The organism is Microvirga splendida, from assembly GCF_016427565.1.
GTDB classification, from domain to species: domain Bacteria; phylum Pseudomonadota; class Alphaproteobacteria; order Rhizobiales; family Beijerinckiaceae; genus Microvirga; species Microvirga splendida.
In genome coordinates this window covers 106,529-122,187 of the sequence record NZ_JAELXT010000003.1, presented here as the reverse complement: position 1 = coordinate 122,187, position 15,659 = coordinate 106,529, and the positions used below count along the sequence as shown (strand labels likewise).

Below are 15,659 nucleotides of genomic sequence, written 5' to 3'. Positions count from 1 at the left end.
TCGCGAGCTCCCATGGCCTACGTCATTCCCGCGCCTTCGATCCCCGCCCTGCCCGTCGCCGGAACGGCCGACCTCTTCCCGGTGCGCCGCGTCTATTGCGTCGGCCGCAACTATGCCGCCCATGCGCGGGAGATGGGCGGCGACCCGACCCGCGAGCCCCCGTTCTTCTTCATGAAGCCGGCGGATGCCCTCCAGCCGGTCGCCGAGGGCGCAACGGCCGATCACGCCTATCCGCCCAAGACCGGGAACTACCATTTCGAGATCGAGCTGGTGGTGGCGCTGGCCAAGGGCGGCCGTGACATCCCCGTCGAGCGGGCTCTCGACCACGTCTTCGGCTATGCGGTCGGCCTCGACATGACCCGCCGCGACCTGCAGGACGAGGCCAAGCAGCTCCGCCGTCCCTGGGAGCTGGGCAAGGCTGCGGATCATTCCGGCCCCGTGGGCCCGATCCATCCCGTGTCCAAGGTCGGCCATCCCGCGAAGGGCGCCATCTCCCTGACGGTGGACGATGCCGTGCGGCAGAAGGCCGACCTGTCGGACATGATCTGGTCGGTGGCCGAGCAGATCGCCTATCTCTCCTCGTATTTCGAGCTTGCGCCGGGCGACGTGATCTTCTCCGGCACCCCGGACGGCGTGGGGGCGGTCAAGCAAGGGCAGATCATGGTCGGAGCCGTCCAGGGTCTCGGCGAGATCCGGCTGCGGGTTGTGTAAGGCGGTACGGGCGCCCCTTGCCTTTTTTCGAAGTTTGGCCGTTACTGCGTCACGGCGCGGCCCGAGAGGGCTGCGGTAAGTCAGGCCCTGGCCTCGAGCCGGGCCCACAAACAAGGGAACGACAAATGAAATTTGTGAAGACCATCGGCTTGGCCCTCCTCGGCTCCGCTCTCGCCATGGGTGGAGCAGCCGCTCAGGAGAAGACTGTAAAGATCGCCACGGAAGGTGCTTACGCCCCCTGGAACTTCACGGGCCCCGGCGGCAAGCTCGAAGGCTTCGAAATCGATCTGGCCAACGACCTGTGCGCGCGCATGAAGGTAAAATGCGAGATCGTGGCCCAGGATTGGGACGGCATCATCCCGGCGCTGACCGCCAAGAAGTACGACGCCATCATGGCCGGCATGAGCATCACGGACGAGCGCAAGAAGACCATCGACTTCGCCGGTCCCTATGCCAACTCCCCGAACGGCTTCCTCGTGGCGAAGAACTCGCCGCTGGCGAAGATGCCGGGCACCGGTGAGGCCTTCAACCTGGGCAGCCAGCAGGCTGCCGCCGAGAAGGCCATCCAGGCCTACAAGCCGCTCCTGAAGGGCAAGACCATCGGCGTCCAGGGCTCGACCATCCACTCGAAGTTCGCCGACAAGTACCTGAAGGACGTCGCCGAGATCCGCGAGTACAAGACCACCGAGCAGCACGATCTCGACCTCGCCGCAGGCCGCATCGATGCGGTTCTGGCCGACTCGACCGCCATCATCGGCACCCTCGACAAGCCCGAGTTCAAGGACTACGCGATGGTCGGTCCCTCGATCACCGGCGGCATTCTCGGCGCCGGCGTCGGCGTGGGCATGCGCCAGGGTGAAGCCGAATTGAAGAAGGGCTTCGAGGACGCGATCCAGGCCGCCATCAAGGACGGCACCGTGAAGAAGCTGTCCGAGAAGTGGTTCAAGGTCGACCTGACCCCCCGCAGCTGATCGATCTCGCCAGCAGGATCAAGGCGCGGCTTCGGCCGCGCCTTTTTCGTATGGGAAAGCCTGTTTGCCACTGAAATTGCCAGCTTGGCTGCCCTATTGAACATGTTTAGGGCTTGCACCGGCTTGGCTTTTGAATGTTAGCTTTGGCATGCAGGATGACAGCTCCGGCTCACGGAGCCGCCTGTCACCCGACAACGGGATCAGTCGAAACTGACCAGAGGGATGACGATGAAACTGTTCAAGGCTTTGGGTTTAGGCCTGCTGGCCTCCGCTCTCGCTATGGGTGGAGCCGCCGCGCAGGAGAAGACGGTCAAGATCGCCACGGAGGGCGCCTATGCCCCGTGGAACTTCACGGGCGCGGGCGGCAAGCTCGAAGGGTTCGAGATCGACCTCGCCAATGAACTCTGCGCGCGCATGAAGGTGAAGTGCGAGATCGTGGCTCAGGACTGGGATGGCATCATCCCGGCCCTGCAGGCGAAGAAGTACGACGCCATCATGGCCGGCATGAACATCACCGACAAGCGCCTGGAAGTGATGAACTTCTCGCTTCCCTATGCATCCACCCCGCACGGCTTCGGCGTGATGAAGGATTCTCCCCTCGCCAAATTGGCCGGAACCGGCACGACGGTGAGCTTCGAGAAGGATCCCGAGGGCGCGAAGAAGGCTATTGAGGCCTGGAAGCCGCTCCTCAAGGGCAAGACGGTCGGCGTGCAGGGCTCGACCGTGAACTCGCAGTTCCTGGAGCAGCATCTCAAGGACACCATCGAGATCCGCGAGTACAAGACGACGGAGCAGCACGACCTCGACCTGACCGCCGGCCGCATCGATGCGATCTTCGCCGGGCATGGGGCCCTGAAGGCCACGCAGGAAAAGCCCGAGTTCAAGGACATGGTCATCGCCGGCACGGGCATGCGCGGCGGCGTGCTGGGCCGGGGCGTTGCGGTCGGCATGCGCAAGGACGACGCGGAGCTGAAGAAGTCCTTCGACGAGGCGATCCAGGCTGCGATCAAGGACGGCACGATCAAGAAGCTGTCCGAGAAGTGGTTCAAGATCGACGCGACCCCGCAGGCCTGATGACGGAAAAAAATCCATCCCGGGCCCGGCTCTGCGGGCCCGGGATGGATCCGGTCGAAACCGGATGTTGAAAGTGCTGTCTCGCCCGCTGCCTTCCACAGGGGGAGACATATTCAAGAAAGTTGAGACGCGTGCAGCAACTGAGCTATTTCGAGCTCGTCGGGTTCGGTCCCAATGGATGGGGATGGGCGCTCCTCACCGCAGCCGGCATGACGATTGCGGTCGCCACTTGCGGCTTCCTCGCGGGCTCCGTCGTCGGCACCCTGGTGGCCTGGGGCAAGATCGGCGGCAATGTCGTGATCCGCGGCTTGGCCGACGGCTACACCACGGTCCTGCGCGGCATCCCCGATCTTCTCGTGATCTATCTCTTCTATTTCGGCGGCAGCGCGGCCCTCGGCGCCATCGGCAGCCTGTTCGGCGCCGACGGCTTCATCGGCGTGCCGGCCTTCGCGACGGGCGCCATGGCTATCGGCATCGTGTCAGGCGCCTATCAAGCCGAGGTGTTTCGCGGCGCCTATCAGGTCGTCAGCCGCGGCGAGATCGAGGCGGCGCGCTCCGTTGGCATGCACCGCTGGCTCATGTTCCGCCGCATCATTGCCCCGCAGGTTCTGCGCTATGCCATTCCGGGCCTCGGCAACACGTGGCAGCTGGTCCTGAAGGAGTCGGCGCTCATCTCCGTGACGGGCCTCGTCGAGCTACTGCGCCAGTCGCATATCGCGGCAGGCTCCACGCGCCGCCCGTTCGATTTCTATCTCACGGCTGCGGTGCTCTACCTGCTCATTACGTGGGTTTCCACCTATCTGTTCCAGCGCGCGGAGACCCACTCGATGCGTGGCATGCGGAGGGCTTCCTGATGGACTTCGCTTTCATGTGGGATGCCTTTCTGACCCTGCTGAGCGGCGTGCCGCTGACGCTGAACCTCGCCTTCATGGCCGTGGGCCTTGGCGCCGTTCTCGCCATGCTTCTGGCGCTCATGCGCATGTCGGGCCTCAAGGTGCTCGACTGGCCGGCCCAGGCTTATGTTTTCGTGTTCCGCGGAACGCCGCTGCTCGTGCAGATCTTCCTGATCTATTACGGCCTCGGCCAGTTCCGCCCGACCTTGCAGGAATGGGGCCTGTGGGTCTTCTTCCGCGAGCCCTACTGGTGCGCGGTGCTTGCCCTCACGCTCAATACGGCCGCCTATGCCAGCGAGATCATGCGCGGCGGGCTGCAATCCGTCCCGCACAACCAGGTCGAGGCCGCACGGGCCTGCGGCATGTCGGGCTTCCTGCTCTACCGCCGCGTCGTCTTTCCCATCGCAGTCCGGCAGGCCCTCCCGGCCTATGGCAGCGAGATCATTCTCATGGTGAAGGCGACATCGCTGGCCTCGGTCATCACCATGATGGAGGTCACGGGCCTCGCCGCGAAGCTGATCTCGCAGACCTTCCGCGCCATCGAGGTGTTCGTCGTCGCCGGCCTGATCTACCTGATCATGAATTTCATCATCACCCGCATCATCATGGCCATCGAATGGTGGCTCTCGCCTCACCTGCGGCGCCCACCGGCCGTGGAGCCGCGTCTGGAGGCCGCCCATGTCTAACGGAGTTGCACCTTTGTCGTCCCAGCTTGCGTCCTCCGAGGCGGCCCAGGCCGTTTCCGTGCAGAATCTCCGCAAGAGCTTCGGATCGCTCGAAGTCCTCAAAGGCGTTTCCTTGAGCGCCAAGGAAGGCGACGTGATCTCGATCCTCGGCGCCTCCGGCTCCGGCAAGTCGACCATGCTCCGCTGCATCAACATGCTGGAGGTGCCCGATTCCGGCGAGATCCGCATCGGCGGGGAGACCATCGGCCTGAGGAAGGGCCGCAAGGGCATGGAGCCTGCCGACCAGCGTCAGGTGGACCGCATCCGCTCCCGCGTCGCCATGGTGTTCCAGAGCTTCAACCTCTGGTCCCACATGACGATCCTGGAGAATGTCATCGAAGCACCCGTGCATGTGCAGAAACGCCCGAAGGCGGAATGCATCGCCGAGGCCGAGGAACTGCTGGCGAAGGTCGGCATCGTCGACAAGCGCAATCAGTACCCCTCTCACCTCTCCGGCGGCCAGCAGCAGCGCGCCGCCATCGCGCGGGCGCTCGCCATGCACCCGAAGGTGATGCTCTTCGACGAGCCGACCTCGGCGCTCGATCCGGAACTCGTCGGCGAGGTGCTGCGCGTCATGCGCTCGCTCGCCGAGGAAGGCCGCACCATGCTGGTGGTGACGCACGAAATGGGCTTCGCACGCGACGTGTCGAACCGGGTCGTGTTCCTGCACAAGGGCGTGGTGGAGGAGGAAGGCGCACCCGCGGAGGTGTTCGAAGCTCCCAAATCAGAGCGCTTCAAGCAGTTCATCTCAAGCCATCGATAGGCTTCGACCAAGACAGGAATGGTGTCATTCCCGGCCGGAGCGCAACGGAGGGGAAGGGAATCCATAGGGTTGCGCCTGTGAATGGATCCCCTTCCCGGCCTGCGGCCGCCGGGGATGACAGGTGCTTCGGCCGATCACCCAGGGCCAGAAAAGCGAAGGGCGAAGCGGATGCCGCTTCGCCCTTTCTCGTTTCAGCGCTTCTCGATCCGGCGCGGCGGATGCAATCCGTTCGGCTGATACGATCCGGTCGGCGGCGTGAACGGCGTTGAAGGGTTTGGGCCGGTTCCAGGCCCTCGCCACTCGTGAACGCGATGATGATGGTGGCGTGAGCTGCCGAGAAACAGGCTCAGCACGGCCGGAACGGCCAGGATGAGCAGCGATACGAGGCCCCAGACGAACACGATGGCGCCGAGGCCCAGACCTCTCAGCGTGATCAGAGCCCAGGACAGCCATTCGACCGCCTCGGGATTGCCCGGAACGATGTCGGCGTTGCGAGCCGCCATGCCGCCGAAGAAGTCCAGAAGCCCATAGGCTCCCCAGGCGAACAGGGACCAGAGCGCCACGGCAATCCAGGCAACGATCCACAACAGCCGTCTCATTCAGCGCTCCTCGATCCTGACTGCGACACCGTCGATTTCTTTCGGCCCGCGCTTGGGCGTGCCGAGATGCTCGTGAATGATCCGCAGGTTGCGCTCGTTGGCCTTGAAGAAGACGTCGAACACGTCGCCCGCCAGCGGAATGGCGCCGATGGCGGTGTCCATCGCAACGTTGCCGATCATCCGGGCGATCTTCCAGCGCGGCAGCCCCAGTTGGCGGGCTTCCCAAACAATATAGCTGGCAAGCGCCGCGGACAGCGCATCGCCGACACCCGGCACGAGGCCCAGCACCGCATCCAGGCCGACGCGCCTGTTCAGGCCCGGAATCAGAAAGGCGCTGTCCAGCAACTTTGCAACCAGGGTGATGCGCGCGATCGCATCCTCCCGGCTCGGGCCGGCCGTCTTGATCGCGTCGAAAACAGCGCTGCGGGCAGTGTTCATTCCAGTCTCCAGCAGACCAAAAGCTTGAATGGTCCAATGCGCGGAATGTGTGCATCGGACCTACAATCTGCAAGAGTTAAGGCTCTGTTATTTCAAAACTAACACCAAATTTCCCACACGCTGAATGCCTTACGGGCTAAAGCTTTGCCGACCATGTGCGTTGTCTACGCCCCTCCCCCATACCTGCGCGCTCTTGCTTAGTGCCAAGCTTCCTTTAGGTAGTCTTGCCGTAGCGCTCTTTGCGCAACCGTCAGTTACCTGACCAATAACAACAGCGACACCGTTGGGAGGACCATTTCGACGGTATCTACTTCTGTAGGGGGTCAGAACGGGAGAACCCGATGAGCATCACCTGCCGAGTTCGCCACGCGTGCAGACCAGTTCTCGTGACCGGCGTGCTTCTGTTTGGATTGTCGCCGGCTGCGCTTCAAGCCGGTGACGGCGACGGAAGTTTCGTTCCCCCGGCCCAATATGCCAGCCTCCCCTCCAACGACGAACTCAACGATCCCAAGACAACAGGAAGCCTGCCTAGTGCGAGAACTCTCTCCGGTTTCGCATCTCTGGTTTCTCAGGGGACGATCACGTTGCGGGCGAGTGCTCCGACCAATTGCATCCCCGGCAATCTGCGCGAGGTCGTTGCATCCGTTGCCGCGAAGTTCGGCCCCGTGAGTGTTGAATCCACCCATCGCAGCCGCGCCCGCAACTGGCGTGCCGGTGGGGCCCGCCAGTCGCTGCATCTCTCCTGCCGCGCCATCGATTTCAGGGTCCGCACCCGCGTGCGAGGCGTCATGGCCTACCTGCGCGCGCACCCGCAGGTCGGCGGCTTGAAGATGTATCGAAACGGCATCATCCACATCGACAACGGGGAACGCCGTTCCTGGTGAGAAGCGCGCCCGTTTCGCTTCTGCCCAGGGCCACGGAGCCGCACGGCCCGTGGCTCTGGCCACCTCTGGCTCGAAAGCGAAAACTGTAAGACACTCACCGGATGTTCGAGACCTTCACTCACCGCCGGATAGAAACCTCCGAAGCCGTCATCAACCTGCGCGCCGGCGGCAACGGCCCGCCCGTGCTTCTGCTGCATGGACATCCGCAGACCCACGTCATGTGGCACAAGGTGGCGCCGAAGCTTGCAGACAGATACACGGTCGTCTGCGCCGACCTGCGTGGCTATGGCGACAGTTCAAAGCCACCAACGACGGAAGATCACGCCCCCTACAGCAAGCGGGCCATGGCGCGCGATCAGGTGGAACTGATGCAGGCCCTCGGCTTCGAGCGCTTCGCCGTGGTCGGTCACGATCGCGGCGGGCGCTGTGCCTATCGCATGGCCCTCGACTATCCGGAGCGCATCGTGGCGCTTTCCGTTCTCGACATCATTCCCACTGCGGAGCACTTCCAGCGCACGGACATGGCGTTTGCCATGGGCTACTGGCACTGGTTCTTCCTCGCGCAGCCCCACCCGCTCCCGGAGCGCCTGATCGCGTCGGATCCCGATGCCTTCTATCTCCGCCGCGGGCGCTCGATGTTCGATGAAGAAGCGCTTGCCGAGTACCGCCGCTGCTACACCGATACAGACACGATCCACGCCATGTGCGAGGACTACCGCGCCGGGGCGACCATCGACATGCGCCTCGACGAGGAGGACCGGAAGGCAGGCCGTCGGATCATGTGCCCGGTCCAAGCCCTCTGGGGCCGCAGGAACGGGCTCGATCAATGGTACGATGTGCCGGCCGTGTGGCGCGATTGGGCGGATGACGTGGAGGGCCACGCCATCGACTGCGGCCACTATCTCGCCGAGGAAGCGCCAGAGGACACGCTGGCAGCTTTAGCGCCTTTTCTGGATGGGGCGTTCGCGAGAATGCAGATCTAAGCCATTTCGGGAGTAACTGGAAAACAGGATGCCGAGAAGGCGTTCAGACCATAGCTGCGTGCCCTAATGCTCTTAAGGATAAATAGAAAGATCTTTTAGGGAAGTTGTCGCTCATAGCCCTCTAAACTTATGATTGTAGATGCAGCAATTTGCTGTCTTAGGTTGAGGGGAAGGCTCATGAACAGGTTTGTCCTAGGTGCCGGTCTGTTCCTTGCTTCCGGCTATGTGCTTCAGGCTCAAGAATTACTTACAGACAGGGGCAGTTCTGTCGTCATTAAGAAAGACGTGTCAGCCCATGCGAATGTGCTGACTCCTGAGATTCCTAAGGAAGTTGCCGACTCTATCAAAACGGCGCCCAATATCAGGAATGTCATCCCGATCACGGGAAGTGAGTCATTCGGACAGCAGATCATCAAAGCCGACGAAATCGTGTTCGACGCAGGATCTCGGCTGGTTTTCACGAACCTCAAAGCTCCATGGATCGCAATCGCGGCGAGACGGATCAAATTCCGCGATCCCCTCAGCTATTCGTTAATCGAGCGGGATATGAATGTCCGCAGCGGATCAACTGGCCGCATGGGAAACACAGGCCAGCGCGGCGCTGATGACTATGGGGAAACCAATCGTAGAGGCAACGACGGACATCCTGGCGGCACAGGCGGGAATGGAGGCACAGGCGAACGCCTGCCACTGCCGACGATCTATGTTGTAGCCGAGCAGTTGCTGGACGATCAAAATCAGGAAATTCCGGCTGGTCTCCTCAATCTTGCGGTACTCGCGCGCGGCATCGATGGCGGCGCAGGCGGGCCCGGAGGACGGGGCGGCGATGGGGGCCATGCCGGGAACGGGAAGGAAGGCGCAAGTGGTCTCTTCGATTGCAAGGAAGGACCCGGTCCTGGAGGCGACGGTGGCATGGCAGGGATGGGCGGACGAGGCGGAGATGGTGGTTCGGGAGGCGCTGGAGGGACGATTGTCTTTGTGTCCCTTCAGCGCGGCGCCGACACATTCAGCTATTCTCGTGTCAATAACCAGGGCGGCTTGGGAGGAAGCGGAGGTCGCGGCGGCGCACCTGGAACTCCCGGGAACGGCGGCGGCGGAGCCAGCAGGAACGGCTGGTGCGGTCCCTTTGGCCCAGGGTCTCCCGGTGGCTTTCCCTCTCCTGTCAATCTGGGCGATGGGGCAATCGGTGCCATCGGCAGCAAAGGCGAGATGTATGTGATTGCCCTTAAGGATCTGAGCAGGTTCTTTGCAAGTGCGCCGGTCCAGAACTGATAGTGCTTTGGACCGTGTTCTTGCACCTTCTTGGAAGAAGCCCGCGCAGGTTGCCTATCATGGGGCGCTGACCTTCGTGCCCCATGAAATTTCTGCTTCAAAGGGTATGTCTCATCATCCTGCGAAAGGCGCGATCCTGACGCCGTTCGCCTCCAGCGTCGCGCGAACGGTTCGCGCCATGGCCACTGCGCTCGGCTCGTCGCCATGCACGCAGATGGTGTCGATCTCGACCGGAATCCGCTTGCCTGACACCGTCGTGATCGCCTTGTCCTGGACAGCGCGCAGAATGCGCTCCGCCGCGAACTCGGCATCATGCAGCACGGAGCCGGGTTTCTTCCGGCTGGTGAGCGTGCCGTTGTCCTCATAGGTGCGGTCGGCAAAAATCTCGCGCACGACCGGGATGCCGACATTGTGGGATGCCTTCTCCATCAGAAGGCCCGGCATGCACATGTTGATGAGGCTCGCATCGACGCCCTTGATGGCGCGAGCAATGGCGAGAGCGAGATCCTCGTCCTCGTTGGCCATGTTGTTGAGCGCCCCGTGCACCTTCACATAGGTGACCTTGTGCCCGGCAAGCGACGCCACGGCCTGCATGGCGCCGATCTGATAGGCGATCATGCGCTCTATCTCGGCGGGAGAATCGCCGCGGATCATGCGACGGCCGAAGCCGTGCAGATCGTTGAAGCCGGGATGCGCCCCGATAGCCACGCCCTTGCGCTTCGCGATCTCCGCCGTGCGGAACATGATGGACGGATCGCCCGCATGGAAACCGCAGGCGATGTTCGCAGAGGAGACGATGTCGAGCATCGCCTCGTCGTCCCCCATCGGCCAGGGACCGAAGCCTTCGCCCATGTCGCAGTTGAGATCGATGATCATGCTGTCACACCAGAACAGGTTTCGCCGCTTGTTCGCCCACGTGGAAGATGCGCTTGTAACGCTCGACTTCCGCTTTCGGACCCATGGCCTTCGTCGGATTGTCGGAGAGTTTCACCGTCGGTCGCCCATCGGCCGAGATGACCTTGCACACGATGGAGATGGGATCGAGCTTTCCTTCAGGAGCCAGCCCGCGAAAATCGTTGGTCAGCAGCGTTCCCCAACCATAGCCGATGCGCATGCGCCCGCGGAAATGCGCGTGGATGCGCTCGATCACGTCCACGTCGAGACCGTCGGAGAAGATCGCGAGCTTGTCGCGCGGGTTCTGCCCGCGCTGGCGCCACCATTCGATGGCCTCCTCGCCGCCCTCGATGGGGTCCTTGGAATCCACGCGGATGCCCGTCCAGGCCGGCACCCAGTCGGGCGCATTCTGCAGGAAGTTCGTGGTGCCGTAGGTATCGGGTAGGATGACGAGCAGGTTGCCCTCGTAATCCTCCTGCCAGTCCGACAGCACGTTGTAGGGAGCCACGGCCAGTTCCTCGTCGGAATCGGCCAGGGCCGCGTAGACCATGGGAAGCTCATGAGCGTTGGTGCCCACCGCCTCCACTTCCTGGCGCAGGGCGATCAGGCAGTTGGACGTTCCGAGAAAGGACGATCCAAGCCCCTCCATCATGGCCTGCACGCACCAATCCTGCCAGAGAAAGCCATGGCGGCGACGGGTGCCGAAATCGGCGATGGAAAGATCCGGCAGCGCTTTGAGCCGCTCAATCTTCTCCCAGACCCGGGTCATGGCGCGGGCATAGAGCACCTGCAGCTCGAACTTGCCCATTCCCCGCAGAACGCCGCGCGAGCGCAGCTCGTTCAGGATCGCCAGCGCCGGGATCTCCCACATGGTGGTCTCGATCCAGGGCCCGTGGAAGGTGAGCACGTACTGGCCGTCCTCCTTCTCCAGCAGGTATTCCGGAAAGCGGAAGGTCTCGAGCCAATCCATGAATTCCGGCGAGAACATCTGCCGCTTGCCGTAGAACGTATTGCCCCGCAGCCAGGTGGATTCGCCCCGGGTCAGGCGCAGGCTGCGCACGTGGTCGAGCTGCTCGCGCAGCTCGCCGGCATCGATGATGTCGGCCAGGCGGATGCGGGTGGTGCGGTTGTGGATGCCGAACGTCACCTGCACGTCCCGATGGCGGCGAAAGATCGTCTGCGCCATCAGCAGCTTGTAGAAATCCGTGTCCAGAACCGACCGGACGATCGGGTCGATCTTCCAGGTATGATTGTAGACACGCGTCGCGATGTCCACCATCGCCTGCTCCCTAGCACTCACAAGAAGCAGGACCATAGCGAAGGGCCGCTCATGTTGAAAGAGCGGCCCCACGAAAGAAAGAAGCCGGCTGAACGATCAGGTCAGGTTGACTTTCGCCTGATCGCCCGGGTTCGGGGGCTTGCCGGTGGCGACGGCCTTCGCGTAGCCGTAGAGATGCACCAGGGTCGAGGACGGGCTGTCCCAGTACTCGCCCTTGATGGGATGCACCCGGATCAGGGCGATCTGCGGGTCGTCCGTGCCTTTCGGGAACCAGGCGCGCATGGGCTCCGACCACTTCTCCTCGATCTTTGCCTTGTCGCGCACGATCTCCGCCTTGCCGGATACCGAAACATAATTCTGGCTGCTCGGATCGCTGTAGGCGAGGTTGACTTCGTTGTCGCGCGAGATCTCGGTCATCTTGGGAGACTGGATCTGGGTGAAGAACCAGAGGTCGCCGTGCTCGTCGGCCTCCTGGCTGTGCATGGGGCGGCTGTGGAGCGTACCGTCGGTGTCGACGGTGGTCATCATGGCGATCTTCACATCCTTGATGAGCTCGTAGAGCTTTCCGGCATTCGGATCGTTATGGCCGTGCTGGTGCATCCTCGTCTCCTCGATTGATTGCATGCTCCCGGGATGTGATCGGCGAAGGCAGACACTCGGCCGGTCGAGCCGGCTCCCGAGGGATCGGGTGAACAACGGACAAGGTGGGCTTTGGTTCGCAATAGCGCATCTTCTCGGCGGGAATGCCTTAACGAACCGCCCGCCAGCCTATAGATGTCACGCAAGATCCGTCTCGAACGGCCAGGAGATAACAAAGTGGCGATCACCCGTGAACATGTGCTGCAGGCCCTGTCGACCGTGCCGGTCGATGCGGGCGGAACCGATCTCGTGGCATCGGGACGCCTTTCCGACGTGGTGGTGGACGATGCCGGACGCGTGATGTTCTCGATTACCATCGACCCGTCGGAGGCCGCCAACATGGAGCGCGTGCGCCAGGCTGCCGTCACGGCCGTGCAGGGCCTGCCGGCGGTCAAGGGCGTGTTCGCGAGCCTCACCGCCGACCGGCCGGCCGGTTCGGGCGCCCCGGCCTCCTCGCCCGGCGGTCCCCAGCGTCCCCGCTCGGCCGCCCAGCCCAAGAACCAGCGCATTCCCGGCGTGAAGCACGTGATCGCGGTCGCGTCGGGCAAGGGCGGCGTGGGCAAGTCCACCACCGCCTGCAACCTCGCCCTCGGCCTCAAGACCCTCGGGCTGAAGGTCGGCCTGCTCGACGCCGACATCTACGGCCCGTCCATGCCGAAGCTGATGGGTATCCATGGCAAGCCGCGCCTGCTGGAGAACCGCATCCTGGAGCCCATGGAGGCCTACGGGATCAAGGTCATGTCCATCGGCTTCCTGGTGGAGGAAGAAGCCGCCATGATCTGGCGCGGCCCCATGGTGATGTCGGCCATCACCCAGATGCTGCGGGAGGTCGCCTGGGGCGACCTCGACGTGCTCGTGGTCGACATGCCGCCCGGCACCGGCGATGCCCAGCTCACCATGGCCCAGGCCACGCCCTTGGCCGGCGCCGTGATCGTCTCGACCCCGCAGGACCTCGCCCTCATCGATGCGCGGCGCGGCGTGTCCATGTTCAAGCGGGTGGAGATCCCGATCCTCGGCATCGTCGAGAACATGGCCACCTTCGTGTGCCCCCATTGCGGGCAGAGCTCGCACATCTTCGGCCACGGCGGCGCGCGGGACGAGGCATCGCGCCTCGGCGTTCCCTTCCTGGGCGAGATTCCGCTCAACATGACGATCCGCGAACTCTCGGATGCGGGCCGCCCCGTCGTCGTCGCGGAGCCGGAAGGCCCCCATGCCGGGATCTACAAGAGCATGGCGCAGCAGGTCTGGACAGCCCTGTCGGGCGGTGCGGCTGCGCGCCCTGCCCCGCGCATCGTCATCGAGTGAGCAGGACCGGCATGAGCCCCTCGCCTCCGACCCTCGGGGTGATCCTGGCGGGCGGGCTGTCGCGGCGCATGGGCGGGAACGACAAGGCTCTCCTGACCCTCGGAGAGCGGACATTGGCGGAGCACGTCGCGGAGAGGCTCGCGCCGCAATGCGCGAGCGTGATCGTCAATGCCAACCGGGAGTTCTCGCGATTCGAGGAAATGTATCTTCCCGTGGCGCCGGATTCCATCGACGGACACCCGGGGCCCCTGGCCGGAATCCTGGCAGGCCTCGACTGGTGCGCCGCCCACCGGCCGGACCTCGGCTGGGCGGTGAGCGTGCCGGCCGATACGCCCTTCATCCCGACGGACCTGGTGCGGCGGCTGCATCAGGCGTGCGGGGAGAGCGGAAAGCCCACCGCCTGCGCGGCATCGGCGTCGCAGGCCCATTTCGCCATCGGCCTTTGGCCCGTCTCATTGCGCCACGACCTGCGACAGGCTCTCGTCCACGACGGCGTGCGCAGCATCAGGGAATGGCTCGGCCGTCATGGCTATGCCGAGACCTCCTGGCCAGCGGAGCCTTGGGATCCGTTCTTCAACATCAACACGCCCGAGGACCTGGATCGCGCAAGGGCTTTGACTCGGCAGGAAAGCTTGGAATGACGGAACTCGATCTCTCCGGCCTAAAATGCCCGTTGCCGGTGCTGCGCACCCGCAAGGCCCTTCATGGCCTGCAACCGGGCGACCGCCTGAAGGTGATCTGCACCGATCCCCTGGCCGGGATCGACGTGCCCAACCTGATCCGCGAAACCGGCGACATTCTGGAGGATCAGCGGCAGGAGAACACGAAAATCAGCTTCGTGATCCGGAAGGCCGCACTCTCAACGTAAAAAGGCCCGGCTGTACCGGGCCTTTCATGGGGGCTTCGTCAGAGTCAGGTGCTCTTGCGGAGCGAATCCTTCATGCCGCCGACGGTGTTCTGGATCTTACCCTCGGTCTTATCCATCTTGCCCTCAGTTTCCATCTTCGAGTCGCCGAGGGCCTTGCCGAGCCCCTCCTTCATGCGACCCTTGATGTTCTTCATGCTGCCTTCGGTGCGATCATGATCCATGTGTCTCTCTCCTTACGAGATATCTGAGAAGAAAACGCCCGGAGAGGTTATGGGTTGCGGCGCAGAGCGGAAGTTATCTCCTGGAAGACGGCGCATTTTGTCCCACGTTTCCGTTCAGACGGAAGGGACAAGACCAGCACATGACTGAAGAAATTCAGCCTGCATGCTGGACGGCGTTGCTTATGGCCCGCCTTCATCATCGCCTCTGCTTTGCAGGCGCCGGGGCAATACGCCCGGAAAGCTTTCCATAGCGCCCTCTCCAGGGGTTTTCCGACGCAGGGATAGACAAGCGGCACTCCCGCACTAGTTCGGACCAAGCTCGAAAACAAACGTTATAAAGTTAGGTAAGCGTTCGTGTCCGCCGCCCGTCCACCCCGGTCCTCATCAAAGGCAACCCGCCACTCCGCTTCGCGCACGGCTTCCCGCGGGACGACGCCTCCCTTGGACCGCATGGCGTTGCTCGCGCAACAGCTCAGAACGCCCCTCTCGACGATCAACGCCTTGGCTCAGGGCCTGATCCGGCGGGCCGACCGGCTGAGCACCCACGACGTTCAGGTCAAAGCCGAGAAGATCTGGCGCGCGAGCCTGCGGCTCGACGAACTCATCGAGACGATCCTGTCCTACACCCGCGCCAGCGCAGGCGGGATCATGCTCAACCCCGGCGAGTTCCACCTCTCAGAGCTCATCAAGCGGGTCTGTCGCGAGCAGGGAGGCCAGGAGCCCGACCGCCCATTTCATCTCGACGTCAAGGACGTGCCGGAGACGATCGTCGGGGATCCAATCCTGCTGGAGCAGGCTCTCGTCATCGTCGTCTCGAACGCCATGAAATACTCCCGCCCGGATCAACCGATCGACGTCACGGCGCGCGGGGAAGACGGCATGGTCAGGATCACCATCAAGGATCGCGGCATCGGCATCCCCGAGCGGGATCTGCCTTTCGTCCTGCAGCCTTTCTTCCGTGGCCGGAATGCCAAGAAGCTGCCGGGGACCGGCCTGGGCCTGAGTCTTGCCTGGTACATCCTCAAGCTCCACGGCGGAAACCTCGAGGTGGAGAGCCGCGAGAAGCGTGGCACCAAGGTGACGCTGATGGTGCCGGAAACCAACACGACCGGGCTCAGCTACTCCATCTGAAGAAGATCT

19 protein-coding genes are annotated in these 15,659 nt (G+C 63.3%); 13 read left to right on the top strand and 6 right to left on the bottom strand.

Going from position 1 to position 15,659, the window contains the following annotated elements:
• The first annotated feature begins 12 nt into the window (after positions 1–12).
• The 6 genes from JAO75_RS04680 to JAO75_RS04655 all read left to right on the top strand — a co-directional run bounded on the left by JAO75_RS04680 (position 13) and on the right by JAO75_RS04655 (position 5,137).
• Positions 13–711, top strand: a complete 699-nt coding sequence (locus JAO75_RS04680) for a fumarylacetoacetate hydrolase family protein (protein ID WP_199047102.1) — start codon at positions 13–15, stop codon at positions 709–711.
• Positions 712–836: 125 nt separating this feature from the next.
• Positions 837–1,682, top strand: coding sequence for a transporter substrate-binding domain-containing protein (locus tag JAO75_RS04675; protein ID WP_199047100.1), 846 nt, complete (start codon positions 837–839; stop codon positions 1,680–1,682).
• A 228-nt stretch (positions 1,683–1,910) separates the two neighbouring features.
• Positions 1,911–2,756, top strand: a complete 846-nt coding sequence (locus JAO75_RS04670) for a lysine/arginine/ornithine ABC transporter substrate-binding protein (RefSeq protein ID WP_199047098.1) — start codon at positions 1,911–1,913, stop codon at positions 2,754–2,756.
• Positions 2,757–2,887: 131 nt separating this feature from the next.
• A complete protein-coding gene (locus JAO75_RS04665; RefSeq protein ID WP_199047096.1) occupies positions 2,888–3,610 on the top strand; it encodes an ABC transporter permease subunit in 723 nt (240 codons plus the stop codon).
• A complete protein-coding gene (locus JAO75_RS04660) occupies positions 3,610–4,335 on the top strand; it encodes an ABC transporter permease (RefSeq protein WP_199047094.1) in 726 nt (241 codons plus the stop codon). The genes JAO75_RS04665 and JAO75_RS04660 overlap by 1 nt, the downstream gene beginning before the upstream one ends.
• Positions 4,328–5,137, top strand: coding sequence for an ABC transporter ATP-binding protein (locus JAO75_RS04655; RefSeq protein WP_199047092.1), 810 nt, complete (start codon positions 4,328–4,330; stop codon positions 5,135–5,137). The genes JAO75_RS04660 and JAO75_RS04655 overlap by 8 nt, the downstream gene beginning before the upstream one ends.
• A 191-nt stretch (positions 5,138–5,328) precedes the next feature.
• Here JAO75_RS04655 and JAO75_RS04650 read toward each other — a convergent pair whose 3' ends face one another.
• Positions 5,329–5,736 (bottom strand): hypothetical protein, encoded by a 408-nt coding sequence (locus tag JAO75_RS04650; RefSeq protein WP_199047084.1) that lies wholly within the window; start codon positions 5,734–5,736, stop codon positions 5,329–5,331.
• Positions 5,737–6,174: a DUF4112 domain-containing protein gene (locus JAO75_RS04645; protein ID WP_199047082.1), complete on the bottom strand. Its 438-nt coding sequence runs from the start codon at positions 6,172–6,174 to the stop codon at positions 5,737–5,739.
• A gap of 341 nt (positions 6,175–6,515) precedes the next feature.
• Between JAO75_RS04645 and JAO75_RS04640 the strand changes: the two genes are divergently transcribed.
• From JAO75_RS04640 to JAO75_RS25150, 3 genes are all read left to right on the top strand, one after another.
• The gene (locus JAO75_RS04640; protein ID WP_199047080.1) at positions 6,516–7,058 is read left to right on the top strand and encodes a YcbK family protein; all 543 of its coding nucleotides are present in this window, start codon (positions 6,516–6,518) and stop codon (positions 7,056–7,058) included.
• Between the two features lie 101 nt (positions 7,059–7,159).
• A complete protein-coding gene (locus tag JAO75_RS04635) occupies positions 7,160–8,041 on the top strand; it encodes an alpha/beta fold hydrolase (protein WP_199047078.1) in 882 nt (293 codons plus the stop codon).
• Between the two features lie 177 nt (positions 8,042–8,218).
• On the top strand, positions 8,219–9,313 hold the full coding sequence (locus tag JAO75_RS25150; protein WP_199047077.1) for a hypothetical protein: 1,095 nt from the start codon (positions 8,219–8,221) through the stop codon (positions 9,311–9,313).
• 114 nt (positions 9,314–9,427) lie between these two features.
• Here JAO75_RS25150 and JAO75_RS04625 read toward each other — a convergent pair whose 3' ends face one another.
• The 3 genes from JAO75_RS04625 to JAO75_RS04615 all read right to left on the bottom strand — a co-directional run bounded on the left by JAO75_RS04625 (position 9,428) and on the right by JAO75_RS04615 (position 12,086).
• Positions 9,428–10,189 (bottom strand): LamB/YcsF family protein, encoded by a 762-nt coding sequence (locus JAO75_RS04625; RefSeq protein WP_199047076.1) that lies wholly within the window; start codon positions 10,187–10,189, stop codon positions 9,428–9,430.
• Positions 10,190–10,193: 4 nt separating this feature from the next.
• Entirely contained in the window at positions 10,194–11,486 is a 1,293-nt protein-coding gene (gene pncB / locus JAO75_RS04620; protein WP_199047075.1) for a nicotinate phosphoribosyltransferase, read from the bottom strand.
• A gap of 96 nt (positions 11,487–11,582) precedes the next feature.
• Positions 11,583–12,086, bottom strand: a complete 504-nt coding sequence (locus JAO75_RS04615; RefSeq protein ID WP_199047074.1) for a pyridoxamine 5'-phosphate oxidase family protein — start codon at positions 12,084–12,086, stop codon at positions 11,583–11,585.
• A gap of 216 nt (positions 12,087–12,302) precedes the next feature.
• Here JAO75_RS04615 and JAO75_RS04610 point away from each other — a divergent pair, with 216 nt between their 5' ends.
• The 3 genes from JAO75_RS04610 to JAO75_RS04600 are packed head-to-tail and all read left to right on the top strand — an operon-like array spanning position 12,303 to position 14,298.
• Positions 12,303–13,430 carry a P-loop NTPase gene (locus tag JAO75_RS04610; protein WP_199047073.1) on the top strand — a complete coding sequence of 376 codons (1,128 nt, stop codon included), beginning with the start codon at positions 12,303–12,305 and terminating at the stop codon, positions 13,428–13,430.
• Between the two features lie 11 nt (positions 13,431–13,441).
• Positions 13,442–14,071, top strand: coding sequence for a molybdenum cofactor guanylyltransferase MobA (gene mobA / locus JAO75_RS04605; protein ID WP_199047072.1), 630 nt, complete (start codon positions 13,442–13,444; stop codon positions 14,069–14,071).
• Complete coding sequence (locus JAO75_RS04600) at positions 14,068–14,298, top strand: sulfurtransferase TusA family protein (RefSeq protein WP_199047071.1); 231 nt, start codon at positions 14,068–14,070, stop codon at positions 14,296–14,298. Before mobA ends, JAO75_RS04600 begins: the two co-directional genes overlap by 4 nt.
• 44 nt (positions 14,299–14,342) lie before the next feature.
• Here the strand turns inward: JAO75_RS04600 and JAO75_RS04595 are convergent, their stop codons facing one another.
• Complete coding sequence (locus tag JAO75_RS04595) at positions 14,343–14,519, bottom strand: CsbD family protein (RefSeq protein WP_199047069.1); 177 nt, start codon at positions 14,517–14,519, stop codon at positions 14,343–14,345.
• A gap of 450 nt (positions 14,520–14,969) precedes the next feature.
• Between JAO75_RS04595 and JAO75_RS04590 the strand changes: the two genes are divergently transcribed.
• On the top strand, positions 14,970–15,650 hold the full coding sequence (locus JAO75_RS04590; protein WP_199047067.1) for a sensor histidine kinase: 681 nt from the start codon (positions 14,970–14,972) through the stop codon (positions 15,648–15,650).
• Positions 15,651–15,659 lie beyond the last annotated feature (9 nt).

Coding starts and splice junctions, on each gene's coding strand:
- JAO75_RS04660 (WP_199047094.1), top strand. CDS start 3,610: ATGGACTTCGCTTTCATGTGGGATGCCTTTCTGACCCTGCTGAGCGGC.
- mobA (WP_199047072.1), top strand. CDS start 13,442: ATGAGCCCCTCGCCTCCGACCCTCGGGGTGATCCTGGCGGGCGGGCTG.
- JAO75_RS04680 (WP_199047102.1), top strand. CDS start 13: ATGGCCTACGTCATTCCCGCGCCTTCGATCCCCGCCCTGCCCGTCGCC.
- pncB (WP_199047075.1), bottom strand. CDS start 11,486: ATGGTGGACATCGCGACGCGTGTCTACAATCATACCTGGAAGATCGAC.
- JAO75_RS04635 (WP_199047078.1), top strand. CDS start 7,160: ATGTTCGAGACCTTCACTCACCGCCGGATAGAAACCTCCGAAGCCGTC.
- JAO75_RS25150 (WP_199047077.1), top strand. CDS start 8,219: ATGAACAGGTTTGTCCTAGGTGCCGGTCTGTTCCTTGCTTCCGGCTAT.
- JAO75_RS04600 (WP_199047071.1), top strand. CDS start 14,068: ATGACGGAACTCGATCTCTCCGGCCTAAAATGCCCGTTGCCGGTGCTG.
- JAO75_RS04650 (WP_199047084.1), bottom strand. CDS start 5,736: ATGAGACGGCTGTTGTGGATCGTTGCCTGGATTGCCGTGGCGCTCTGG.
- JAO75_RS04655 (WP_199047092.1), top strand. CDS start 4,328: ATGTCTAACGGAGTTGCACCTTTGTCGTCCCAGCTTGCGTCCTCCGAG.
- JAO75_RS04640 (WP_199047080.1), top strand. CDS start 6,516: ATGAGCATCACCTGCCGAGTTCGCCACGCGTGCAGACCAGTTCTCGTG.
- JAO75_RS04615 (WP_199047074.1), bottom strand. CDS start 12,086: ATGCACCAGCACGGCCATAACGATCCGAATGCCGGAAAGCTCTACGAG.
- JAO75_RS04625 (WP_199047076.1), bottom strand. CDS start 10,189: ATGATCATCGATCTCAACTGCGACATGGGCGAAGGCTTCGGTCCCTGG.
- JAO75_RS04595 (WP_199047069.1), bottom strand. CDS start 14,519: ATGGATCATGATCGCACCGAAGGCAGCATGAAGAACATCAAGGGTCGC.
- JAO75_RS04590 (WP_199047067.1), top strand. CDS start 14,970: ATGGCGTTGCTCGCGCAACAGCTCAGAACGCCCCTCTCGACGATCAAC.
- JAO75_RS04675 (WP_199047100.1), top strand. CDS start 837: ATGAAATTTGTGAAGACCATCGGCTTGGCCCTCCTCGGCTCCGCTCTC.
- JAO75_RS04645 (WP_199047082.1), bottom strand. CDS start 6,174: ATGAACACTGCCCGCAGCGCTGTTTTCGACGCGATCAAGACGGCCGGC.
- JAO75_RS04670 (WP_199047098.1), top strand. CDS start 1,911: ATGAAACTGTTCAAGGCTTTGGGTTTAGGCCTGCTGGCCTCCGCTCTC.